The organism is Streptomyces sp. NPDC058678 (genome assembly GCF_042714835.1).
Classification (GTDB): Bacteria; Actinomycetota; Actinomycetes; order Streptomycetales; family Streptomycetaceae; genus Streptomyces.
This window is the reverse complement of record NZ_JBHXSG010000045.1, coordinates 1-23,544: the sequence shown is the minus strand read 5'-3', so window position 1 is coordinate 23,544 and position 23,544 is coordinate 1. Positions and strand designations below refer to the sequence as shown.

Genomic DNA, 23,544 nt, shown 5'->3' with positions numbered 1-23,544 from the left:
AGGCACCGCCTCGCCCCCCGCGTCACCGGCCGAAGTGCACATGGGCCGCCCAGAGGCCGGGCGTCCGCGGACTCCCGGCCCTGACAGCGAGGACTGCTGTGTGCAGTGCCCGGGCCGAGGCGGTGGGCTGCGGTGGTGCGGTGCCCTGCGAGGTCAGCTGCGCGTAGACGGTCGCGGCGATGCGTGTGCCGGAGGAGCCCTGGATCTTCCACAGGCTGCCGATGACGCTGCGATACCCGGCGGTCTGGAAGGCTGCCGTGATGTGCAGCGCCTCGTCGGCGAACCTCGGCGCGGTGTCGGTGGTTTCGCAGGCCGAGAGGTAGGCGAGGTCCGCGTGAGGGATGTCGAGTCGGGCGACGTCGGCCACGGTGAACGCACGCTCCTGGTGGTCGTGGAGAAGCAGTCTGCTGTAGCCCCTGCCGCGTAGGTCGCTGACCCCGTGGCAGACGAAGTGGGCAACAAAGCTGTGGCACATGGCCGCCGTCACCGCGTCATGGGTGGCGGCCGGGCCGTACAGGGGCGTCGCGTCGGGGAGGAGGCGCTCCAGGGCGGCGCATTCCTCTTCGGCAGAGGGCAGGGCGGACGCGCCCGGTGTGTTCGGCAGTCCGACGATCAGTGTGCCGCCTTCGCAGTGTTCGTCGGCGGGCGGCCCTCCGTCAGGGCCGGCCGCCCGGCGTGCGTGCGCCAGCGCCCCGATGGTGGGCGTGTATGAGGTGACCGCTCGGTCGAGTACCGAGGGACCGCTCCCGGCCTCGTCGTACTGCTCGGCCGCGTGCAACGGGAGGAAGGCCATGATGCCCACCGGACACCACCACAGCCTGGGCAGGGCGGTTCCCTCGGGCGGCGGGACACTCATGCCGCAGGCGTCCATCACGGGCGACGCGACCGTGTCCCACAGATCCCCGAGTACCCTCCCCAGATCCCGCTGCGCCGTCCATCGGCCGCCATAGCTCGGTTCGCCGTAGATCCGTGTGCAGGCCGACCGCAGCCGCACCACCAGGTTCAGCGCTCGTTCCCATGAGAGTCCGGCCAGTTCGACGACGTCGACCGGCCGGTCACCTTCGGGCCGCAGGACGAGCGCGTCGCTGCGTAACGGGCCCGCGTAGACCGTGACGACGGGGCCCTCGGCGGCCTGCGCCCGCAGTTCGGCGAGCGCGGGCGGCAGCAGAAAGCGTGCGAAGTCGTCGTGCGAGCGCCTGATGCGGGCCAACAGATCCGTCCAGTGGTCCGCCAGTTCCTTGCGCCACCGGGCGGCCGCCCGGTCGGAGAGGGCGGGATCGAGACCGGGGCCGGTGGTCGAGGGAAGGAGGCCTTCCGCCGCTCGAGTGCGGGACCGGAGGCCGCGGAACTCCTCGGCCAGGCCCGGTTCACGATCCGCCAGCGTGTCCAGAGCGGTCCGGGTTCCCACCAGTTCCGATTGAAGCAGCGCGCGTGACTGCTCCAGCAGTTCCAGGGCACGTCCGGGCTGTCCTGCGGCGGTGGCGGCCCCCGCCGCCTCCGCTGCCAGCCCGGCCACCGCTCCGAGGCCGGATTCCCGGTCCTCGCGCAGGAGTTCGCGGGGCGCGATCCTCGGCAGCAGGTCGACGGCCCGCTCGAAGGCGGCGAGGGCGTCGGTGTGGTTCCCGGCCAGGTGGGCCGCCCGGCCGGCCAGCCGTGCTGCCGCGATGCGGTCCTTCGCCCTCGCCTCATGGCGTGCGGCGACACGTTCCGTCAGTTCGTCGTGCGCCTCTTCGAGGGCCGCGCGCCCTCGGGTCCGGTCGGGATGGGCGCCGCCGAGAGCGAAAAGGGCCTGCCCGAGCGTACGGACAGCGGCGGGCATCAGGGTGGACTCCGCGGGCAACATCGTCACCGCTGCGCGCGCCAGCGTCACCGCCTCCTCCAGCTGCGTCACGGTGCCCGGCTCCGCCGCCTGGTCGTCCGGCCACAATGCGCACAGCGCTTGGGACAGGTTCAGCAGCGCACCGGCCATGTCCGGGTTGTCGTCGTCCAGCGCGGCCACGGCCGAACGGCAGATGTCGACGGCCTCCCGCGCCGGCGCGGGGTCCGGGCTGGTCCGAGCCGTCTCCAGCAGCAGTCGGGCGAGGTCGTACAGGTTTCCGGCGTGGTGGGGATGGTCGGGTGGACAGCAGGTGACGGCGAGCCGTGCCAGCGTGACGGCCTCGGCCAGCGGTTCGGGGTCCTGTTCGTGTGTCGCGAGCAGGTGGAGGGCGTTGACCAGTCGGTTGATGACCACGACGCCGTGTGCCTGCCCCTGTGTGGTGGCCGCCACGGCGCGGCGGCCCGCATCCACTGCCCACAGCAGGGATTGCAGGTCGCCGTCCCGGTCATGGCGCAGCCGGAGCGCGAGGCACAGATCCCCGAGCACGGTCGCGGCCATGGGCCCGTCCGTCGCCTCGCGTGCGGCGGTGACGGTGTGCCGGACATACTCCTCGAGGCATGCGTCGTCGCCGGTGTTGCTGTACAGCAGACGCAGGGAGGCGGCGAGGCCGGTCAGGCACAGGAGGCGGTCCAGGCGGTCGTCGCCGACGGTTTCCACCGCCTCCCTCGCCGCCGTGAGCGAGGCGTCCATCAGCGCGCGGTCGCCGGTGCGCGCGGCGAGCGCCCGCAGTGCGCCGGCGTGGTTGGACAGGGCGACCGCTCGGCGCGGGTCCTCGGCGGCGAAGGTCGCGATCGTCTCCGTCCCCATCCTGGTCGCCTCGTCCGCCAGGCCGCTCTCATCGGTTCGTTCGAACAGGGACACCAGGGCGTTCTGCAGGTTGCCCGTCACGAACGCGCGCACGGTGTCCCGCCGACCCCGGGTGAGCGCCTCCGCCTCCCGGCCCACCGTCACCGCCTCGTCCAACGCGGCGCGTTCGCTGGTGGTCTCGCGGTACAGCGAGTGCAGGGAGTTGCACAGGTTGGCCATGCGACCCGGCCGGTTGCGGTCACCCGGATCGGAGCGTCGTACGGCCTCGCGGTTCACGCCGACGGCTTCGGCCAGCAAGTCGGTGCCGCCCTGGCGCTGGTGGAGTTCCTCCAGGGCCGCTCCGAGATTCGACAGCAGGGCGACGTGCGACGGCCGGCCCGCCGCCGCGTCGCGGATCCTCGCCGCTCTGCCGGTCTCGACGGCCTCGACCAGCAGCGCTATCTCGCCGGTGCGCGCGAACAGGTTCTGCAGAGCACCGGTCAGCTGGAAGGGGAGGGTGTCGCGCGCCTCGGGGGCCGTGGCGGCTCTCCTCAGTACGCGGACGATCTCCCGGAGGATGCCGAGGTCGTCCGTGCGCCCATACGCGTCCAGCAGTTCGCTGAGAGACTGCTGATTCGGCCCGTCGAAGTCCTCGGGTTCGGGACCCGTCATGTGTGTGCCCTGCCGTCCTGTCGCATTTCCTGTCCCCCGGATGGCTACCCTTCGTATTGCCTACACTGCACAGAGCGAGCCGTGCAGCGAAACGGTTCAGATGTGGACGGTCATCGACTCGTGGGGCCAACGGGCCCGCGCGCGAACGGAAGCGAGCCGTTTGTATGGAGTTACGTCCCAAACACGCCGACCTCCCGACGGACTTGCCACCCGAGGACGCCCAACCGCTGGCGGAGGTCGGGCTGTTCCTGAGGGATGACGTCCGTTCCTGGGAACAGCATTCCTCGGGGGCCGCGGTCGGCAACATCGTCTTCCACGGTTGGCAGGTGCGGCCGCTGCCCACGCCGCCCGACCTGCCGGGCCGCGACGTGTATCTGGTCAAGGCGCGCTACGACGTGGACTTCGACCCGGAGGTGCCGGGGCCGCAATGGGCCGAGGCGGGCTTCTCGTTCGACGCCGGGGACCTCATCGTCAACGCCGCGCTGCCCACCGGTGTGGCACGGCCCGAGCCGGCGCGGACGTACGTACTGACCCACGATCTGGAGTTCGCCCTCCCTGACGCCGACGGCCGGGGCGGCACGGGCGGCCCGGGTTCGGGCGGAGGCAGAGTCGGCAGTGGCGACGGAGACGGGGGGCTCGCGCGTGTGCCACTTTCCGCCCTCACGCCGGACATCACCGTCTTCGGAGTCGGGGGTCGTGCCTGTCGCTGGCGGCATCGCGCGGTCGACGGCGGTGAGGTGCGGCTGGGCTCGCACGTCGGCTGGTTCGTCCTTCTGGTACCGGCAGGCTGCGAGGAGGTGCACGTCACGGCGAAGGCAGGCTACAGACTCACGGAGGAGGCGGCGATGGGGATGCAACCCCACGCCGGAACCGACGAGTTCACCGTACGGCTTCCGATGCCGGAGGCGTCCGATTCGTCGGAGGCGTCGTCACCGGGCGCGGCGAGAACGCGCGGCCACGGGAACGACAGCCCGCCCAAGCCCACCGAGATGCGGATGGGCTTCGGGGTCGACGTGGTCGGGTACTCCGACCGTGACGCCTTGAGCAGGGGGACACTGCAGACCCGTCTGGACCGGCTCGTACGCGATGTCCTCGGCGACATCGGTTTCGATCTTGAGGATCTGGAGCACCAACGCAGCGGCGACGGCATGAACGTCGTCCTGCCCCTGGACACCGACATCACCCAGGCGCTTCCCGGGCTGGTCAACGCGATGAGATCCCGGCTCCGCCAGGACAACGAGCGCCACGACGACCGGATGCGTCTACGGATGGCCTGCGACGCCGGCACCTTCAAGACCGGCGCCAACGGCTACGAGGGCGAGGCGGTCCTGAGCTTCTGCCGCCTGCTCGACAGCTCCCCGTTGCGCGATGCCCTCCAGGCCCAGAAAAGTGCCGAACTGGGCTTGCTGATCAGCCAGTTCCTCTACCGGCAGGTCGTCACGCCGGGCTATCCCGGACTGAGCCAGGAGCAGTTCACCCGGGTGACCGCCGTGGTGAAGCACTACCAGGCGGTCGCGTGGCTGTACACGTCGCCGAGTGCCGGGAGCGTGGAGTGACCCGCTCGTCCGCCGAACGCGCGGACCTGCTCGGGGCAGTCCGCGCGTACACCGACGCCCCCGTCGGCGAAGACTGGGCCGGTGGGCCCACCGGGCTTGGCGCCATCACAGCCCTCGGGCGTCTGCTGGCCTCGGTCGGTGACCTCTTCGAGGATGGGGAAGCGGCCGCCGCGGCGGGACAGCTGCATCTCCGGCGCGCGACCGTTCCGGGGGCCGGCGAGGACGCCGCGGAAGCGGACCTGCGGGCGGCCGCCTGGTACTTCCTCCCCGTGATCGCGGAGGGTGCGACTCATCTGCCCCGGGCCGTCGCCGACTTCTACGGGCGGGCCGCCGCCGCGCACGTGCCCGGCGCCGGGCCTCCGGCCGCTCCCGGGCTCTCGCTTCGCGAGTGTCACGACCGGATGGTGTCGGCGATCGACCGGCACGCTCCGGGCTCCCGGGGCGGCGCGGCCCTGCGACCGGCCCTGTTCGTCCTCCGGCACATCGCGGCCACCTCGAAGGCCGACAGCGGCCGGCGGGCGGCCTGCCTGTCCAATCTCTCCGGTGCTCTGCTCACGCTCTACCGCCAGGACGGTGAGGCGGGACTGCTGGACGACGCGGTCGCCGCGGCACGCGAAGCCGTCCGTGTGACCGTGGCCGAGACCTGTGACAGCTCCAGCCCCAGCCCTGGCACCGGCAGCAGCATCGGCTCCGCGTCGCAGGACGGATCGTCCTGCTCCGCGTCGCAGGACGGATCGTCCTCCCCGTCGTCGGAGCAAGACCTGGCGGCCCGTCTGATGAACCTCGTCGGGGCGCTGCACGCCCGCTACGGCCGAACCGGCTCCCCGGAGGATCTGCACGACGCCTTGGAAGCCGGCCGCAGGGCCGCCTCTCTCGATGCCGCACCGGCCGAGGACCGGGCCCGCAATCTCAGCAATCTCGCCCTGGCCCTCCTGTCGCACTTCGAACGGACCGATGACGAGGAGGCGCTCGTCGAGGCGGCGACCCACGCCAGGCAGGCTGTCGCCCTCGTACCCGACGGAGCGGGGGCCGCCCTGCCTCTCGCCAACCTCGCCGCCGTTCTGGGGTCGTTGGGATCCCGCACGGCGGACGCCGACGCCGTACGGGAGTCCGTCGACGCGGCCAGGAGGGCCGTGCGGTCCGGGGGCGATGCGCTCGACGGCCCCGAGGAGTTCGCCCTCGCGCTGGCCCAGTCGCTCTTCGACCTGTACCGGACGACCGACGACATGACCGTCCTCGACGAGTGTGCCGAGGTGTGCCGCGCGGCGCTGGCCTCTCTGCCCGCGCACAGCCCCGAGCGATATCGCCACCTGCTGACGCTCGGACTGGCCCTGCGCGCGCGGGCACGTTCCGCGGAAGACGGCGCCGCGGTACTGTCCGAGGCGGTTCGCGCCCTGAGGGAAGCGGCGGCGGCCACACCCCAGGGTCACCCGGGCCGGGCGGCCACGCTCGGCAACCTCATGCTCGTCCTCCAGGACGTCTACGACGGCACCGGTGATCCCCGGGCCCTGGACGAGGCGATCGACACCGGCCGGCTCGCCGTGCGGGCCGCTGCCGAAGGCGATCCCGAACTCCTCAAGGCCCAGGGCAACCTTGCCAACTCCCTGCTCGACCGCCATCACCGGACCGGCAGCGGTTCGGATCTCGACGAGGCGGTGGAGATCGGCCGCCGTGCGGTTGCCACCACGCCTCCCGGTCATCCTGACGAGGCCGCCCATCTCACCTCACTGGCCCACCAGTTGCTCGTCCACTATCAGGTGACGGGAGACCCGTCCACCCTGGCGGAGAGCATCGCCCTCTCGCGGCGGGCGATGGGCAGGGCAACCGTGGGCAGCGCCACCGCCGTCGCGGTGCTGTCCAACCTCTCGATGGCGCTGGCCACCTTCTTCGAACGGACCGGATCGACGGAGGCCCTCGAGGAAGCGGTGGCGCTCAGACGTGAGACGGTGCGCGCGACACCCGTCGGCTCACCAGCGCTCGCGGGACAGCTCTCCAATCTCACCGGCGTGCTCCGGATGCTGTACGAACACACGGGAGAGCGTTCCGTGTTGGAGGAAGCCGCGGCTTCCACACGCCGGCTCATGTCCAGCATCACGCCAGGGCAGCCGGAGTACCCCCTGCGCATGGCGAACGCGGCCACCACGCTCCATCAGTGGAGCGAACTCGCCCACGACGACGTGGCCGGCGAGGAAGCCGTGGCCGCCGCACGCCTGGCGGTGGACGCGGTGCCCGAGACCCACAGGGCTCGACCGGCCCTGTTGAGCAACCACTGCGGGATCCTCCTTCGCCGCTACCGACGGACCGGAGATCTCGCCCGGCTCGCCGACGCCGAGAGCGCGGCCCGCGCAGCGGTCCACACCGCTCACCCCGACGACCCGGACCGGCCGCTGTATCTTCTGAACCTCGCGATGGCCCTGCGGTCCCAGCACGAGCGCACAGGCGAGCCGACCGTGCTGAGCGAAGGCACCGGCGCGGCCGAGGAAGGTCTGCGCCTCGCTGCGGCCCGACATCCGCTCCGGCCGCAACTGCTGTCCCAGCTCAGCCTGGGACTGCAGGCCCGCTACAACCGGAGCGGTGAGCTGCGGCACCTGACCGAGTCGGTCGAAGCGGCACGCGAGGCCGTCTCCGCCTGCCCACCCGCTCACCCGGACCACGCCATGTACCAGTCGAACCTCTCCGGGGCTCTGCAGGTGCTCCACCAGCGACAGGACTCGCCGGACGCCGAGAACACGGTCGGCGAGGCGGTCGCCGCCGCCCGCACGGCTGTCGTGGTCACCGAGCGCGGCCATCCAGACCTGCCCGCTCTCCTGTCCCAACTCTGCGGGGCGTTGATGTTCCAGTACGGCGTGAGGGGCGGTCGGCGGGAGCTGGCCGCCGCCGTCACCGCCGGCCGCCGGGCCGTCGCCCTTTCGCCACCGGGTCACCCCGACCAGACCCACCGGCTCGCCAATCTCACGACCGCATGGCGACTGCGGTACCGCCACGACGCCTCGCCCAAAGCCCTCGACGAGGCGGTGGCCACCGCCCGTCGCGCTGTCGCCTCCCTCGCTCCTCACCATCCCGACGAGGCGTCCGTCCTGACCGGCTGCGCGGCCGCGCTGCGCACCGCCTACCGGGCAGGGGCAGGTCGTGCGGAGCTCGAGGACGCCCTGCGTCTCCTCGACCGGGCGGCCCGCTCCACGGTCAGCCCGGTCGGGGACCGGATCAGGGCGGCCCGTGCCCTCGGGCGTGCTGCCCTGGAGGCAGGCGAGACCGGGCGGGCTCTGCGGGCCTACGAGAACGCGGTCGACCTGCTCGGGCAGCTCGCTCCCTGGCGGCTGGCGCGCGGGGACAGGGAGTTCGGCCTCGGGGAGATGGAAGGGTTGGGCAGCGAGGCCGCTGGGGCGGCACTGGACTGCGGCAATCCCGGACGGGCTGTCGAACTGCTGGAGCAGGCACGCGGTGTGATGCTCAACCAGACCCTCGACATGCGCGGCGACATCGACGAACTACGGGCGGCCTGCCCCGACCTGGCCGACGAGTTCGAAGCCCTACGGGCGAGGCGAGACGCCGCCGACCACATCAGTCTCGCCGAGCAGTTCGACGAGGCGTCCGGTGCGCAGGACGACGGGACCGGAGACACCGACGGCACTGACAGCGTGGTCAGCCCCGGCCAGGCCGTACGGCGTATCGCCGCCGACCGGGCCGCGATGGACTCGCAATGGCACGCGCTCCTCTCGCGCATCCGAGCCGTTCCCGGCCTGGACGGCTTTCTCGGCCGCCCCGACCTGGAAACACTCCGGCGGCAGGCCGAGCACGGCATGGTGATCATGCTGGCGGTCAGCAGGCATCGCGGTGACGCCCTGCTGCTCACCTCGGATCCGCACTCACCCGTCACCGTCGTGCGCCTCCCTGAGGTGACCGAGAACCGTGTGATCGACTGGGCGGGCCGGCTGCTGGAGGGACGTGTGCCGGGCTCCGAGCCAGTGACCGACTACGCACAGGCCAAGCGGCGCATGCGGGATCTCGTCGAGCTGCTGGAGTGGCAGTGGGACCATGTGGCGGAGCCGGTGCTGGAGCGGCTCGGACTGACCCGGTCCCTTCGCCTGGACGACGATCCCGGTGAGTGGCCGAGGATCTGGTGGTGCCCGGCCGGTGTCACGTCCTTTCTGCCCTGGCATGCTTCGGGTCACCACCAGGAAGGCGGAGCGCGGTGCGGGCCCGCACGCACCGTCATGGATCGTGCGGTCTCCTCCTGGACGCCGACCCTTCGGGCTCTGGCGCACGCGAGGCGCCCCGCGCGGACGACGGCACCCGTTCCCGCGTCCAGGCCCGGCGGCGTCGCCTCCGGGAGCGGAAAGGGCGCCCTGCTGGTCGAGATGGCACAGCCGACCGGAACGACCCGCCCGCTGCGGCACGTGAGGATCGAGACCGAACACATCGTCGGCCTGTTGCCCGGTGCGACCCGGATCGGACCTCCTCACAACACGCCGCGGACCGTGCTCGGCGCGCTGCCCGCCCACCCCGTGGTCCACTTCGCCTGCCACGCCGTCAGCGAGTGGGGCTCTCCGGGGCTCAGCGGACTGCTCCTGAGCGACGGCGATCGCGCCGATGGCGATGGCAACGGGACGGCACGCCTCACGGTCGACGCGATCTCCTCACTGCACATCGCGGACGCCGAACTCGCCTACCTCTCGGCGTGCAGTACCACGCTGACCAACCAGCGGCTGGCGGACGAGTCCGTTCACATCACGGCCGGATTCATGCTCTGCGGCTACCGCCATGTGATCGGCACCCTCTGGCCCGTCGACGACACGGCGGCCGGAGAGATCGCCGTCGACTTCTACACCCGACTGGCGGGTGACGACGCCACGGCGCCGCGGACGGAAAGCCCGGCGTACGCTCTGCACCTCGCCCTGCACCGGGGGCGGGCGAAGCGCCCGTGGGCCCCGTCGCTCTGGGCGGCGCATCTGCACACCGGAGCCTGAGGTGGCCGTGTCGTGTCCTGGGCATCGCGGTCATCGCTGACGGTCAGGCGAGTACTCCGGCGATGATCACGAGAACGAGCCCCAGCGAGAAGAAGACGAACGACATCTGGACGTGCCGGTGCTTGCTCCAGGCGATCTTGCTCATGACGATGAGCTGCCGACTGAGGACGGGGAGGAGCTCGGTACGTCTCAGGGACTCCGCCAGCTCGGTCGCCTCGCGGTGCATCAGGTGGCCGAAGTAGACGAAGTTGTCCGAAGCTTCGGCCTGTGTCCAGGGGACGCGAAGCCGGGGTACGACGACGAGTACCGAGAAGACGGCAGCGACCATGATGAGCGCGCTGCCGGCCCACAGCAGGCAACGGGATGCCCAACCGTTCAGATCGGCGAAGAGGTTGTCGTTGCCGGAGAGCGCGATGATCCCGGCCGCAGCGGCTGCTTCGAGCGTGAGAGCGAACGAGGCCTTGGCGTCGACCCGGGCCGTCCACTCTCCGACCGCCCCATGAATGCGCCAGGCCGTCTCCACGGCATTCTCCTCGGACTCGGGGCGCGCTCCGCTCCGCTGGGGCATCAGTTCTTCCACCGGTGAATGGCTCGGCAGGTCATCGTCACGTGTCCCCCTCACGAACGTCGCCGAGCGGGCCCGCGATGTCCGGAGCCCGGTCGGCGTTTCCCGATGTCGTGTGCTGCTGGATGACATACCCACTTCCGGTCGCATGGTTGCGCGTACGTCCTCGTCAGCACGGCCAAGGTGCCCCGAGCGCGGCCTGACCTCGCTGGTGCCCGGTGTTCACACAGGTCGGCGCCCCCTCGCATCCTTCGCCGGCCCTGACCCGGGTCGCAACCTCGCGGAGGCGCACGAGGCGACGGTGACCCCGCGCGGACGGGTGACCGATGACATTGACGGCGCCGAGAGCAACGGCCTACATCGCCACCTGAGTCAGCAAGATTGCGACCGTTCCCGTGGACGGGTCGACGTGCGCGGTCGTACCCGTGCCGCCCACCCAGCCGTAACGGCGGCCGGGACAATCCAGAGGGCGACCCGGTGAAAGAACCCGACACCGACGCCTCGGCGGGACGGCGGCGAGGAGACGAGGGCCTCCGGGACAGGTGGTTCCCCACGAAGGGTGGCCGAACGAGCGACGCTGGGACTGGCCAACTGCGATGACATGACCGCGCTTCCGTGCGTCGGTCACAGGCTCGCGAGGAGGTCGTCGAGCGGGGCCGGTACCCGTCCAGGGTCCAGGGCCTCCACCAGGAGTCGGCCGTAGCGGATCTTGCGGCCCTTCTTCGTGCCGAGGAAGCGCCGCAACTGCTGCTGCCGGGGCCGACCGTGCTGTGCGGGCTGGCGCTGGAAGGTCTGCCAGGCCCGCGAATCGCCCTCGGCCTGGATGATCTCCTCGACCCGCCCCGCGCCCAGCGCGCGGATGAGCTCGTCCTCCAGGTCCGCCGCGCACACGAAGAAGCCCTGGTGCGGCGCCCGGGCCCGCTTCAGGCCACGGTCGTAGAAGCTCTGCTCGCCCTCGTCGCACAGTCCCCTCAGGTGCAGGCCAAGACCGGGTGGCCCGAGAAGTCCGGCATAGCGGCCGACACTCATCGCCCCGCCCATCGACATGACGCACACCCCTTCGGCGGCCAGGTCCCGGCCACGCCGTGCGGCCAGTGCCTCGACGGCCGCAAGGTCACTCGGCCCTTCCAGCAGAACCGCCGTCCGCAACCCCAGTCGTGCCGCCAGATCACTCGCCGGTTCGCCGGGACCGCCGGCCGCCCAGCGGCTGACCTCGTCCCGGAATGCGCGTATGTCCGCCATGAAGCGAGTGTGCACTCCCCCCGACCGGCACGGCAGTGAATATTCGACGGCTCCGCTCGACAGGCCCGGCGCCCGCTTCACCGCGGCCTGACGGTCCATCCCGTCACTTGCTTCACGTTCGGGCTACTGAAGGGCGGCCAGGAACATGCGCACCGCTGTGAGCACCTTGTTGATCCGGTCGTCGGCCTACTCGCTCCGGCCCGGTACGGCGGCCACCCGTGCACACGCTGGTCGTCAGGGTGACCGGAGCAGGAGCGCTTCCCTATGAGGAGGCCAGTTTTCGCAGGAGCAGGGAGGAGACCGGTGTGGGCAGGGTGCGCAGGGTGCGGACCAGCGCCGCCGTGGGCCAGGGAAAGTATGCCTGCGCCGGTTCCTTCTCCAGGGCGCGTACGACGTGCCGGGCCGCCTGGTCCTGGCTGATCTGGAAGGGCTTGGGCAGGCTGTCTTCGCTGATGCGCTCGGTGGCGACGAAGCCGGGGTGGATCGTCGTGAACCGGATGCCCCGGGGCGCCAGTTCGACGCGCGCGGCATCGATGAGCGTGCGCGCGGCTGCCTTGGCCGCCGAGTACGGTCCCTGGCGGGGGATGCCCATCAGCCCGGCCAGTGAGCTGGTGTGGGCGATCAGTCCCCCGTCCTTCTGGCTTCCCATCTGCCCGATCAGCGGAATGAGGTAGTTGACGACGACGTCGTAGTTCAACGCCATGATCCGTGAGACGTCGTCCACGGTGACCTGGTCCATGGCCATGTCCGGTCCCTGGCCGGCGTTGAGCAGCGCTATGTCGATGGCCCCGTACTCCGCCGTCGCGGCCGCAACGACGTCGGCGGCCGCCCGTGCTTTCAGGGCGTCGGCGGCGATGTGCAGGCAGTCGCTGCCCGCGGCTCGTATCTCCTGCGCGATGGCGGCCAGCTCCGGGGCACGCCGTGCGGTGATGACGATTCGGTTGCCCCCGGGGGCGAGGCGGCGCGCCACCTCGGCGCCGATGCCCGACGAGGCGCCGACAATCAGGATGGTTCTGCCGGTGATGCGCGCCATGGCGTTCCTTCGCTCGAAGACCCGTGCCCCGTCACTGCAGTCACAGGTGTCACAGGCAGTGTCACGTCTCCATGAACGCCATGCGCGTACGGGAAGTCAACACCGGGCTGTCACCGCACCCCTTTCGAGGACTCGGAGACAGGGGCCGAGCGGGACCACGGCCGGGCACGGCGCCCCCGCCGACCGGACCCGGCACCAGGCGCACACGTGGGACTTCTGAGTTTCAGATCTCGCCTCCCCCGGCTCGCTCTACACTCAGCGCGTGGGGCTTTTCGGCCGCGGAGAGAGCAGTGCCCGGCGGGCCCCGTGACGTGTTCGCTCCTATCGTGGAACGGCACAGTGACGCTCGGCGCCGAGGCAGGCAATACATGAGGGAACCGCACATCGATTATGCGGTGGTCTTCCGGGCCCTGCCCGGCATGGTGGCGCTGCTCACTCCTGACCTGGTGTACGCCGACGCCAACGACGACTTCCTGCGGCTGGCCGGGCGTACCCGCGAGCAGTTGCTGGGTCGCTATATCTTCGACGTCTTCCCCGAGAACCCGAACGATCCGGCCGCGGCCGGCATGCGGGAAACCCGGGAGTCGATGCTGCGGGTGGTGGCCACCGGCGAGCGCGACACCATGGCGCTGCTCCGCTACGACATCGAGGATTTCCAGCGGCCCGGCCACTGGCAGGAACACTACTGGAGCCCGGTCAACGCACCCGTCCACGGCCCTGACGGGCAGGTGGCGCTGATCGTGCACCGCGTGGAGGAGGTCACCGAACTCATCCGCGCCCGGGGCGGCCCGGGCCGCGACAGCCGGGCTCGGGTGCTGGAGGCCGAGCTCTACACCCGCTCCCGCGAACTGCAGGAGATCAACGAACGCCTGCGCAAGGCCCACGCCCACGAACGCGAGGTCGCCCTGGCCCTGCAGGCGGCGATGCTGCCGGCCCCCAGACCCCTCGGCCACCACCAGGCGGCCGTGCGCTACCAGCCTGCCATCGGTGCCCTGAACGTGTGCGGCGACTGGTACGACCTGGTCGAGCTGACCAGCGGGAGGCTCGCCGTCGCCGTCGGTGACGTCGTCGGCCACGGCCTCGCCGCCGCCTGCGCCATGGGACAGCTGCGCAGCGCCCTCAGCGCGGCCTGCCGCGTCGCCGACGGCCCGGCACAGGCCCTGGACGCCCTCGGCCTGTACGCCCGCTTCGTGGAGGGCGCCGAGTCGGCCACCGCAGCGACGACACTCATCGACTGGGAGGACCGCTCCATCACCTACAGCTGCGCCGGTCACCCTCCCCCCGCCCTGCTCCACCCCGACGGCACCGTCGTCTTCCTCGACCAGGCCACCGACCCGCCGCTCGGCGCCCGGCCCGAACCTGTACCCCGTCCCCAGGCCCGCGTGCCCTTCGCCGAAGGGTCCAACCTGGTCCTGTACACCGACGGCCTGATCGAACGCCGTACCGAAGACATCGACACCGGCCTGAACCGCCTCGCCGACTCCCTCACCCACCATCGGCACGCCGCCCCCGAGGCCCTGGCCGACGCCCTCCTGACCGATCTCCTCCCACCCACCGGCAATACCGACGACACCGCCCTGATCGTCCTCCGCCTGTAACCCGCCCCCGGTCGGCGGGCCGCTCGCGCGGTTCCCGGCGTCACCGAGAACTCGTTGACGCCGAAATTGTGAGCCAAGTGAACGAGGTCCAGGCAGGATTCCCTTTGTGAATCATGTCCTGTGCGGGCTCGCTGCCAATGCGGCGCTGCCGTCCGAGCTGGTCAACCGGCTGATCGCGGTCGCGGATGCCGACATTGCCATGTACCTCGCCGGTCGGGCGGACCTCAGCCGTGCGCAGGCGGTCGCGCTGGTCTCGCGCGTCGAGGAATGCGGTGTGCAGCTTGCTTACGAGGGGATGCTGACCGCCGCCGATGTCGATCCTGCGGCACAGCCTGACGCCGCCCTCGCCTTGCTCCGCGAGGGCGCCGGCAGCCCGGAATGGGCGCGCCTCTTCGCGGCAGATCCGGTCCCGGAGCGCCGGGAGAAGCTGGCCGGCTGCTCCGGTCTCCCGGCCGATGCGGTGGAGGCGCTCGCCGCGGACCCGGACGTACGCGTTGTCGCCGAGCTCGCGTCGTGGACCACACCAGAAGTGGCCGCCGGGCTGGCCGGGCATCCGCACGCCGAGGTCCGCCGCGCGGTGGCCGCCAACGAGGTGACGCCTCCGGACGTGCTGGCGGCGCTCATCACCGGCGAGGGGCTGCCTCCGGCGCAGCGATGTCTGGCCTGTGACCATGGAGCGACGCCGTTCGTGCACGATCCGCAATGCCCGCGGCGCGACTGCCAGTTGCGGCCGGGTGCTTCCTGCGACGGGTCCCACGAGTCCACCATGCAGGACATACAGGAGGCGGCACTGCAGAACCCGGCGACACCCGCCGAAGCCGTCGTCGACTTCGCGTACCACCCTTCGAATCTCGTGCGCTGGGCGCTCGCCGCCCGCCCCGATCTGCCCCCGGAGGTGTACCGGCGGCTGGCCACAGACCCTGTTCCCGGCGTCCGAGCCGACCTCGCCGAGAATCCCGCGATCGACGACGCCCTCATCCGCACACTGGCCGGCGACCACGGCCACGACGTACGGCGCAGGCTCGCGCACAACCCGCACGTGCCGCTCGACGTGCTCACCCACCTGGCCGGCGCCACCAAGATCGGCGCCACCCTGCTGCCGCGGATCGCCGCCGCGTCTCCTGCCGAGATCCAGCAGTTGGCTCAGTCGCGGAACTCGGCCGCGCGCATGCTCCTGGCTCAACGACGCGATCTGGCGCCGGAGGTCCGCGACGCGCTGGCCGGCGACTCCGACGCGAAAGTGGTCAAGTCCATCGCTCCGCACCCGGGCCTCACCGAAGCACAGTTGCGCGCCATGGTCGACCGACACGGAGTCCAGGTCCTTGCCAAGGTGGCGTCCAACCCGGACGCGAGTCCGGCGCTGCTGGAGGACCTGACCCGGCACGAACCATCAGCGCAGAAGGCGCTTCGCGAGATCGCCCGGCACCACAACGCGACGGCCCAAGCCCTGCTCGCCTGCTTGGCGGACGGACAGACAAGGCCCATAGCCGCCGGCCATCCGGCACTCCCGCCGCCGGTCATCGTGGAACTGCTCACCGACGCCGACCGGCAGGTGGCGGAAGCAGCGGCAGCCAACCCGTCGCTGCCGCGTTCCGTGATGTCGGATCTCCTGCCCCGGCCGTAGGTGCCCTGATGTGACATCGAACGGTGGATGGCCACCCGGTCACTGTCGACAGTTGCTGAATGGTCCCGCCGAGGTGGTCGCTACGGAACCGCTCCAGCATCTCCGGCTCTTTCGCGCTGACGATCCAGCGGGAGCCGACTGATCCGCGCCCACCGTCAGCTCACAGGGTGATGACGATCTTGCCGCGTGCGCGACCTTCCTCCAGATGCCGGATGGCTTCTGCAACCTCGCCCAGCGAGTACGTCCTCTCGATGACCGGCGTGACCTTGCCCGCCTCGATGAGTTGCTTCAAGAGCTCGAGGTCCGCGCTGCGTTCCGCGGACATCAGACCGCGCAGCTTCTGCTGTGTGAACGGCGACAGCACCATCGCCTGCAGCGTGCGGTCCACGCCTTGCAGCCACCGTCCGTCCCCTTCGCCGCCCACCAGGACGAGAGTTCCGCCCGGGGTGAGGGCGCGTCGGAGGAGGGACAGGGGGCGGTTGCCCGCGGTGTCGAGGATGAGGTCGTAGCGGCGGGCCCCCTCCGAGAAGTCCGTGAAGTCCTCGCGGGTGTAGTCGATGACGTCGTCCGCGCCGATCGACCGGACCAGTTCCGTCTTCGTCGTACTGCACAGGCCCGTGACTTCCGCCCCGAAGGCCTTGGCCAGCTGCACGGCGTACGTTCCTATGCCTCCTGCCGCGCCGATGACCAGGACCTTGTGCCCTGGCTGCACTTGCCCTCTGTCACGAAGGCCCTGGAGGGCGGCGAAGGCAGCGGTGGGAACGGCCGCCGCCTGCTCGAAGGTGAGGTTGGCCGGCTTCGGTGCCAGCCTGTCGTGCCGGCCGCGCGCGTACTCGGCGAAGGAGCCGTCGCAGGCGCCGTACACCTCGTCGCCCGGTCGGAAGCGCGTCACGTTCGCACCGACCGCCTCGACCCGCCCCGCGACATCCAGGCCGCGGACGCGGTTTTTGGGCGCGCGGAGCCCGTATCCCATCAGACGCATCAGATAGGGCATGCCTGTCATGCAGTGCCAGTCGGCCGGGTTCACTCCAGCCGCGCGCACCTGCACGAGCACGTCGTCGGGCCCGGGCTCCGGCTTGTCGATGTCCCTGAGTTCCAGGACTTCCGCCGGGCCGTACGTGTCCTGAACAACTGCCTTCATGGTGTCTCCTCTTCGTGGTCCGAGTACTGGAACACGTCGTCCAGCGGGACTTGGAACACCTTGGCGATCTGAAATGCCATTTCAAGGGAGGGCGAATAGCGGCCCTGCTCGATCGCGATGACGGTTTGGCGGGACACGCCGATCCGGTCCGCCAGTTGTGCCTGGGTCATTTCTCCGTGCGTGAACCGGAGGGAGCGGATCGAGTTCGTGACTCGGGTGGGCTTGGGCTTCGGCTTGGGCTTCACCACGGCTGGAAGCCACGGCGGTAGGCGACGATCCTGGCGGCGGATCCGAGGATCGCGGACAGGACGAACGCCAGGTAGATCGCGTTGGAGATCCAGAAGTAGTCCAGTTCGGCCATCGACATGCCGAGGGCCGACACTCCGCCCACGACGAGGAACGACTGGCCGACGTATTCGCCGAACCGAATGATCTCCTTGTCGCGCTGGTCCTTCTTGCGGGCGTCCTTCGGCGAGAAAGTCGCGACGAGGACGTGCAACACGATCGACGCGGCGATCGAGGCGCCGACGGCCCACAGCATCGTCGACACGTACGCCACTTCAGCGAGGGGAACGTCGCCCGCCCGCCCAAGAATGACGGCGCCGTAGGCCACATATGTGCCGATCGCGAGGACCGCCATGATCCACGCGCTCTTCTCTTCGAATGGCATGCCGCGAATGTAAAGGAGCGTTGACATGGTGTCAAGATTTCTTTACATAGCTGAGAGTGTGCGTGGCACGAGGGCAGGGGCATCCAGGCCCAAGTGGCCGTGGAATGAGGGGGGGGACGGGCCTGGACGGACCTCAGGCAGCACACCTCGCTCCAGCTGGCGGGTATCGCTCGCGCTTGCGTCGGCCGACCTGGCTACGGCCGATGCGCCGCTGCGATCCGCTCCCGGAACGGGCGGCGACGTACCGCGTCCGCGGCCTCCGTCAGCAGCTGCGCCAGCGGCATCGAGAGTTCCGCGTCCAACTCGGCCATCGCTGCCGCCGTCGCATCCCACTCCGCCTTGATCTGCGGCAGTAGGGCATGAGCCTTGGGCGTGAGTTCGATCAGCCGGCGGCGGGCGTCCAGCGGGTCGGGAGTGTGGGTGACCAGGCCGGCGCGGGCCATCTGGGCCGCCGTCTGGCTTGCGGCCGAGTGCGTCACACCCACCGCCGCGGCCAGGTCGCGGACCGGAAGCGGGCCTTCGGACAGGAGGGCCCGTACGACCGGAGAGAAGCGGGGCCGGTACTCGGCGAGGTCCCGCTCCTCGTAGACCTTGGCCACGTCGCCGTCGAGCAGTTCGAGGACGTGACGGAGCAGGGTACCCACGGCGACCGGGTCCGGGTGATTCCGCATGGGGCTAATCTAACAGCACTGTCAGATAAGAGGAGGGTGTGTCTCAGTGGCGGAGCTCTATCCCCCCGTCGAGCCGTACGAGCAGGGCGTGCTCGACGTCGGCGACGGCAACCACGTGTACTGGGAGACCTGCGGGAATCCCGCCGGCAAACCAGCCCTCGTCCTGCACGGCGGTCCCGGGTCCGGCGCGGGGCCGTTCTGGCGGCGGCTGTTCGACCCGGCGACGTACCGCATCGTGCTCTTCGACCAGCGCGGGTGCGGGAGGAGCACGCCGGACGCCGCCGATCCCCGGACCTCGCTCACCACCAACACCACCCCGCATCTGATCGCCGACATCGAGCTGCTGCGGCAGCACCTCGGCATCGACGACTGGCTGGTCCTCGGCGGCTCCTGGGGCGTGACACTCGCGCTGGCATACGCCGAGCAGTACCCCGGACGCGTATCCGAGTTGGTGCTCTTCAGCGTCACCAACACCACTCGCCGCGAAGTGGAGTGGGTCACCCGGGACATGGGGCGGGTCTTTCCCGAGGAATGGGCCCGGTTCCGCGACGCCGTACCGGAGCGAGAGCGCGACGGCAGCCTGGTGGAGGCGTACGCCCGGATGCTCGATGACGCCGATCCGGCCGTGCGGAAGCGCGCGGCACGGGAGTGGTGCCGGTGGGAGGACGTGCACGTGTCCACGCACCGTGGGTACAAGCCCGATGCTCGTTTCGAGGACCCGCACTTCCGGCTGCGCTTCGCCCGCCTCGTGACGCACTACTGGCGGCACGCCGGCTTCCTCGAAGAAGGGGCACTGCTGCGTGATGCCGGGAAGCTCGCCGGCATCCCCGGCGTGATGGTCCACGGGCGGTTGGACATCAGCGGGCCCCCGGACGTGGCGTGGCGGCTGGCCCAAGTGTGGCCGGACGCGGAGCTCGTGCTGATCGGCGAAGAGGGTCACGGGCTGTCAGGGGATGCCACGACGGAGGCGGTGTTGGCGGCCACGGACCGGTTCCGGCCGGTCTGACACAAGTCTGCCCCGAGGCCTCACGTCGCTGGTTGATCTGACCTACGTCGAGGCGGCGCAGCGGGAGGCCGAGTTGGACGGGGTGATCTGACCCGCTCGCCGATCGCCGTCGCGACGGGGTGAGGGCAGGCATCCCCATCCAGTACGTCCTGACGGTGCTGCCATGCCTGGTCATCAGCGGATTCGGCCAGTTACGGTCGGAGTCATGGGCGACGCACCCACCGGAACGCACGCCCCCTCGGGCAACCTGACGCTCACCGCGGTGCTCTGGCCGCGGTCGCCCTCACCGTCTCCTTCCGGACGGGAGGCAGTAGCCTCAGTGCCTCCGAGTGACCACCCGGCGCACCTGAGGGGGACGGTATGGACCGGGCTGCGTCTCCCCGTCCTCGACCGCCTCACGGTGCCCCATCTGTATCTCGCCGCGTTACTCAAAGGCGTCTTCGACGTGGTGTTCCAGATCGCGTACCAGGCGTACATGCCGCAGCTGCTGGATCGCGCCGACCTCGTCGAGGGTAATGTCAAGACGCAGTTGAGCCGGTCGCTCGCCCTGGTGGCGGGCCGGTCCGCGGGTGGTGCCCTGGTCGGCCTCATCGGCGCCGCACGCACGGTCACGGCCGACGCGGCGTCGTACCTCGTTGCCACCGCGACGCTGCAGTTCATCCGCCGACCCGAGTCGCCCCCGGCAACCGCTGAACGTGGACTGTCCGCTGCGCTCAAGGACATCCGGGACAGCATGCCCCTGGTTCTCCGCAACCGGGTGGTGCGCCACCTCGTGCTGATGGCGACCTTCGGCAACATGGGGGGCTCGTTGGCCCTGGCCATGGTCATCGTGTCCGCGTACGAGGATCTGCACCTCTCCGCAGGGCAACTCGGCCTGGCACTGAGCCTGGGCGGCGTCTCGGTCCTCATCGGCGCCGCGCTGTCCCAACGGATCAACGAGCGGTTGGGGATGGGGCGCGCTCTTGTGCTGACCCACTTCGTGCTCGCCCTCGCGTTCGGGCTGCTGCCGACAGCCGTGCTGGGCGGCACCTCCTTGGGGTTCGTGATCGTCGTGGTCTCCCAGGCCCTCTCCAACTTCACGATGCCCGTCACGAACGTGGCCGTCATGACGCTCATCCAGAAGGCGACGCCGTCGGACATGCTGGGGCGGGTCACCGGCGTCGCGCTGCCGTTCGTGTGGGGCGCCAACGCACTGGGCCCGGTCATGGGCAGCGCCATCGCTGCGGCCATGGGCAACGTGGTGGCGTTCCTCCTCTCGTCCCTGCTCGCCGGGACGGCCGTGGTGTGGATCGTCGTCGGCGCCCTCCACCGGCTGACGGACGAGGTGCCCGAGCAGCTCCGGGTCACCGTGAGCGCGCGCACGTGACCCTCACCGCGGAAGGTTGATACCTCGCACTGCGGCGCTTGAGTCGGCCCACGCTCGCGTTCCCCGAATCGTGGTGCCGGCGCCAGGCCGGCGAAGGGAAGGAACGACGAACCGTTGTGACGGCACGTCCAACCGCGGCCAGGGCCGCACTCCAGGAGGGTGATCGGGTGTATCGGGAAGCGATGGATCTCGGGGCTTATGCAGACAGGGCCCGTACCGGCCCCTGTTTCGTCTGTGCGTACGTGGACGGAGACCCGGACTATCAGCATGAGACGGTCTATGAGGACGAGGCGCATGTGGCCTTCCTGGACCGGTGGCCCACCTTGCCGGGCAAGGTGCTGGTGGCGCCGAAAGCGCATGTCGAGCACGTGGTCCGAGACCTGGACGAGGCCGCGTTCAGTGCTCTGATGCTCGTCGTACGCAAAGTGGCCTTGGCTGTGGAAGAGGTCTTCGCGCCGGAACGGACGTACCTGCTGTCGCTGGGAAGTCAGCAGGGGAACGCCCACGTGCATTGGCACATCGCAGGACTGCCGCTCGGCGTCCCTTACGAGCGCCAGCAGTTTCATGCACTGATGACCGAGAACGAGGTGTTGGTCCCAACTCCTGAGCAGTGCGCGGCCATCGGGAAGCGGGTGCGCGCGGCGATCAGCGGCGGCACACACCGGATGACGTGACACGTACCGGAATTGGGGACCTCAGGGGCACCCGGAACGGGGCCGTAGGCGGCTTCGGCGGGCCCACGGGCATGCTCCGGGCGTGATGTGCGGCCGCCTGGGCCGACCGCTCCCCGGCACGCCTTCACCTGCCCGTACGCGGCTGCGGCTGAATGGCTTTGACCTGGTGTTTTCCCGTATTCCGCCTAGGCTGGAGCGGTCTGCCGGATGCCATGGGAGGGGTCTTCGTGAGTGGGGAAAACGCGGGGTACGACGTGACTCGCATCGAGGTGCTGGAGGGGCCGGAAGCCGTTCGGAAGCGGCCCGGGATGTGGGTCGGCTCGACCGGCGAAAGGGGTCTGCGTCAGCTGGTGCTCGAGGTCGTCGGCCGGGCGGTGAACCAGGGCCTGTCCGGCCGTAGCGGCTCCGTCGACGTCACGCTGACGCCCGACGGCGGCGTGCGAGTCGCCGACGACGGACCGGGAGCACCCTTCGAGGCCGCCGGGGACACCGGCGGCACGGGCCTCGAAGGGGCGCTGACCAGCTTTTACGCCGGGGCCGAGCCCAGTGGTCGGCACATCGCGGCCTTGGGCCAATCCGGTGCGGGGCTCTTCGTCGCCAACGCGTTGGCGAGCCGCCTGACGGCCGAGGTTCGGTGCAAGGGGGTCCGCCGGGTCCAGGAGTACGCGCGGGGTGTCGCTCTCGCCCCGCCCGCCGTTGTGGGGCCCGCGACCGACAGCGGGACGACCATCGCCTTCTGGCCCGACACCGAGATCTTCGACACGACGGAGTGTTCGTTCGCCTTGCTGGCGGAGCGTTTCCGGCAGGTGGCCTTTCTCAACCGCGGCCTGGGCATCTCGCTGACCGACGAACGCCCGGCGGGCGAGCCCCGGGCGGTGCTGTTCCGGTTCCCGGACGGAGTGCGGGACTTCGTGGCCGCCCTCGACGCGGAGACAGGGGCGGCCCTGCATCCGCACGTCATCGGCTTCGAGCGTCAGGATCCGCGGATGGCGGGGACGATGGAGGTGGCCCTCCTTTGGAGCCGTTCCCCCGAGGAGCGGATACGCAGCTTCGTCAACAGCCAGGCCACTGACCAGGGCGGCACGCACGTCGACGGCTTCCGCGACGGATTGGCGGCAGCGGTCACCGCGTACGCGCGGGAACGGGGGCTGCTGGCGGCGGCAGACCCCGATCCCGGCGCCGACCGGATCGGTCAAGGGCTCACCGCAGTCGTGTCGGTGAAGCTCGACCGTCCCGAGTTCCTGGGCGCCACGCAGGGACTGCTGGGCAACATCGATGTGCGGGTCTGCGTCGGGGAGGCCGTCCGGGAGGGCCTCGGCAACTGGTTCGAGGAGCAGCCGGAGCGGGCCGCGGAGGTCGTCGACCGGATCGTCCGGGGCGTCCACCAGGACTGAAGTCGGCTGCGCCCTCGGCTCAGCGCGGTAGTGGGGATTCACGGGGGAGGCGCGCGCGGGGAGGGGGAGGCGTCAGGCGTTGTGAGACGGGCAGGCGGCTGCGGCGACCAGCCGATCGGGCCACTGGACAGTGCCCTCAGCGGCCGGTGCTGCCTCACCCGGGCAGACCAAGGGAGATCGTGGAATGACTCAGGCGTTCACGACCGGGTCTTCCAGCACCTTCAACGTGTTGATCACCGCGCAGTGGCTGGTCGACGATGTTGCCGTTGCCGCGCCATGAGTGGCGGTCGACCCGAAAACGTTCCCGACGTCGGCACCGTCACTCCGGCTGAGAAACCGGCCCAGGGTCTCGCGCCGACGGCGCTCTAACACATGCTGCGCCACCGCGCATGACATGCGCACTGCGCCATTCGGCTCCATCCTGAGAAGCGGCACCATCGGCTGCACAGGCCGACCATCCCCCGGGAGGTCCTGTGATCCTGCTCGCTCTGCTAGCGCCCGCCGTGATGATGGCGTTCCTCTTTGCGATGGACGCTCTCGAGGAACATCTCTTTCCCCGTCTGACAGGGGAGGGTGACGTGAGCCCTCCAGCCGACGACATCCAAGCGCCCTCCCCCTGACAGGCCGCGGTCATGTTGTGGATCAGTCAGGGTTTCCACCGGACATCACGCCAGCTGCGGGCCGCCGCCTCGACGAAGTC

Annotated in this window: 17 protein-coding genes; 8 read left to right on the top strand and 9 right to left on the bottom strand. The window is 70.4% G+C overall.

What is annotated here, in order from left to right; genetic code table 11:
• Positions 1-22 precede the first annotated feature (22 nt).
• Positions 23-3,337, bottom strand: coding sequence for a CHAT domain-containing protein (locus tag ACFWWR_RS32865; RefSeq protein ID WP_384307081.1), 3,315 nt, complete (start codon positions 3,335-3,337; stop codon positions 23-25).
• Between the two features lie 164 nt (positions 3,338-3,501).
• Here ACFWWR_RS32865 and ACFWWR_RS32860 point away from each other — a divergent pair, with 164 nt between their 5' ends.
• Positions 3,502-4,893, top strand: a complete 1,392-nt coding sequence (locus ACFWWR_RS32860; protein WP_384307079.1) for a hypothetical protein — start codon at positions 3,502-3,504, stop codon at positions 4,891-4,893.
• A complete protein-coding gene (locus ACFWWR_RS32855; RefSeq protein WP_384307077.1) occupies positions 4,854-9,860 on the top strand; it encodes a CHAT domain-containing protein in 5,007 nt (1,668 codons plus the stop codon). Before ACFWWR_RS32860 ends, ACFWWR_RS32855 begins: the two co-directional genes overlap by 40 nt.
• A 43-nt stretch (positions 9,861-9,903) precedes the next feature.
• On the opposite strand, the gene ACFWWR_RS32850 is transcribed toward ACFWWR_RS32855, so the two are convergent.
• From ACFWWR_RS32850 to ACFWWR_RS32840, 3 genes are all read right to left on the bottom strand, one after another.
• Entirely contained in the window at positions 9,904-10,428 is a 525-nt protein-coding gene (locus ACFWWR_RS32850) for a Pycsar system effector family protein (RefSeq protein WP_383864172.1), read from the bottom strand.
• 621 nt (positions 10,429-11,049) lie between these two features.
• A complete protein-coding gene (locus ACFWWR_RS32845; RefSeq protein ID WP_383864175.1) occupies positions 11,050-11,667 on the bottom strand; it encodes a TOPRIM nucleotidyl transferase/hydrolase domain-containing protein in 618 nt (205 codons plus the stop codon).
• A 262-nt stretch (positions 11,668-11,929) separates the two neighbouring features.
• Positions 11,930-12,700 (bottom strand): SDR family NAD(P)-dependent oxidoreductase, encoded by a 771-nt coding sequence (locus ACFWWR_RS32840; protein ID WP_383864178.1) that lies wholly within the window; start codon positions 12,698-12,700, stop codon positions 11,930-11,932.
• A gap of 368 nt (positions 12,701-13,068) precedes the next feature.
• Here ACFWWR_RS32840 and ACFWWR_RS32835 point away from each other — a divergent pair, with 368 nt between their 5' ends.
• Entirely contained in the window at positions 13,069-14,298 is a 1,230-nt protein-coding gene (locus ACFWWR_RS32835) for a PP2C family protein-serine/threonine phosphatase (protein WP_383864180.1), read from the top strand.
• A 106-nt stretch (positions 14,299-14,404) separates the two neighbouring features.
• Positions 14,405-15,922, top strand: coding sequence for a hypothetical protein (locus tag ACFWWR_RS32830; RefSeq protein WP_384307074.1), 1,518 nt, complete (start codon positions 14,405-14,407; stop codon positions 15,920-15,922).
• A gap of 160 nt (positions 15,923-16,082) precedes the next feature.
• On the opposite strand, the gene ACFWWR_RS32825 is transcribed toward ACFWWR_RS32830, so the two are convergent.
• From ACFWWR_RS32825 to ACFWWR_RS32810, 4 genes are all read right to left on the bottom strand, one after another.
• Positions 16,083-17,063: an NAD(P)-dependent alcohol dehydrogenase gene (locus ACFWWR_RS32825; protein WP_384307072.1), complete on the bottom strand. Its 981-nt coding sequence runs from the start codon at positions 17,061-17,063 to the stop codon at positions 16,083-16,085.
• Positions 17,060-17,308, bottom strand: a complete 249-nt coding sequence (locus ACFWWR_RS32820; protein WP_307680326.1) for a helix-turn-helix transcriptional regulator — start codon at positions 17,306-17,308, stop codon at positions 17,060-17,062. Before ACFWWR_RS32820 ends, ACFWWR_RS32825 begins: the two co-directional genes overlap by 4 nt.
• Positions 17,305-17,733, bottom strand: coding sequence for a hypothetical protein (locus ACFWWR_RS32815; protein ID WP_384307070.1), 429 nt, complete (start codon positions 17,731-17,733; stop codon positions 17,305-17,307). The genes ACFWWR_RS32820 and ACFWWR_RS32815 overlap by 4 nt, the downstream gene beginning before the upstream one ends.
• A gap of 194 nt (positions 17,734-17,927) precedes the next feature.
• Positions 17,928-18,404, bottom strand: coding sequence for a MarR family winged helix-turn-helix transcriptional regulator (locus tag ACFWWR_RS32810; protein ID WP_384307067.1), 477 nt, complete (start codon positions 18,402-18,404; stop codon positions 17,928-17,930).
• Between the two features lie 46 nt (positions 18,405-18,450).
• On the opposite strand from ACFWWR_RS32810, the gene pip reads away from it, so the two are divergent.
• From pip to ACFWWR_RS32790, 4 genes are all read left to right on the top strand, one after another.
• Positions 18,451-19,410 (top strand): prolyl aminopeptidase, encoded by a 960-nt coding sequence (pip, locus tag ACFWWR_RS32805; protein ID WP_384307065.1) that lies wholly within the window; start codon positions 18,451-18,453, stop codon positions 19,408-19,410.
• 205 nt (positions 19,411-19,615) lie between these two features.
• The gene (locus ACFWWR_RS32800) at positions 19,616-20,776 is read left to right on the top strand and encodes an MFS transporter (protein ID WP_384307062.1); all 1,161 of its coding nucleotides are present in this window, start codon (positions 19,616-19,618) and stop codon (positions 20,774-20,776) included.
• A 242-nt stretch (positions 20,777-21,018) separates the two neighbouring features.
• Entirely contained in the window at positions 21,019-21,450 is a 432-nt protein-coding gene (locus ACFWWR_RS32795) for an HIT family protein (protein ID WP_384307059.1), read from the top strand.
• A gap of 227 nt (positions 21,451-21,677) precedes the next feature.
• A complete protein-coding gene (locus ACFWWR_RS32790) occupies positions 21,678-22,844 on the top strand; it encodes an ATP-binding protein (protein ID WP_384307057.1) in 1,167 nt (388 codons plus the stop codon).
• 189 nt (positions 22,845-23,033) lie between these two features.
• On the opposite strand, the gene ACFWWR_RS32785 is transcribed toward ACFWWR_RS32790, so the two are convergent.
• Complete coding sequence (locus ACFWWR_RS32785) at positions 23,034-23,291, bottom strand: hypothetical protein (protein ID WP_384307054.1); 258 nt, start codon at positions 23,289-23,291, stop codon at positions 23,034-23,036.
• Between the last annotated feature and the right edge of the window lie 253 nt (positions 23,292-23,544).

Excerpts from the sequence above, each read along its gene's own strand:
- ACFWWR_RS32825 (WP_384307072.1), bottom strand. The coding sequence starts at position 17,063 with ATGAAGGCAGTTGTTCAGGACACGTACGGCCCGGCGGAAGTCCTGGAA.
- ACFWWR_RS32835 (WP_383864180.1), top strand. The coding sequence starts at position 13,069 with ATGAGGGAACCGCACATCGATTATGCGGTGGTCTTCCGGGCCCTGCCC.
- ACFWWR_RS32850 (WP_383864172.1), bottom strand. The coding sequence starts at position 10,428 with ATGCCCCAGCGGAGCGGAGCGCGCCCCGAGTCCGAGGAGAATGCCGTG.
- ACFWWR_RS32800 (WP_384307062.1), top strand. The coding sequence starts at position 19,616 with ATGGGCGACGCACCCACCGGAACGCACGCCCCCTCGGGCAACCTGACG.
- ACFWWR_RS32840 (WP_383864178.1), bottom strand. The coding sequence starts at position 12,700 with ATGGCGCGCATCACCGGCAGAACCATCCTGATTGTCGGCGCCTCGTCG.
- ACFWWR_RS32860 (WP_384307079.1), top strand. The coding sequence starts at position 3,502 with ATGGAGTTACGTCCCAAACACGCCGACCTCCCGACGGACTTGCCACCC.
- ACFWWR_RS32810 (WP_384307067.1), bottom strand. The coding sequence starts at position 18,404 with ATGCGGAATCACCCGGACCCGGTCGCCGTGGGTACCCTGCTCCGTCAC.
- ACFWWR_RS32815 (WP_384307070.1), bottom strand. The coding sequence starts at position 17,733 with ATGCCATTCGAAGAGAAGAGCGCGTGGATCATGGCGGTCCTCGCGATC.
- ACFWWR_RS32845 (WP_383864175.1), bottom strand. The coding sequence starts at position 11,667 with ATGGCGGACATACGCGCATTCCGGGACGAGGTCAGCCGCTGGGCGGCC.
- ACFWWR_RS32865 (WP_384307081.1), bottom strand. The coding sequence starts at position 3,337 with ATGACGGGTCCCGAACCCGAGGACTTCGACGGGCCGAATCAGCAGTCT.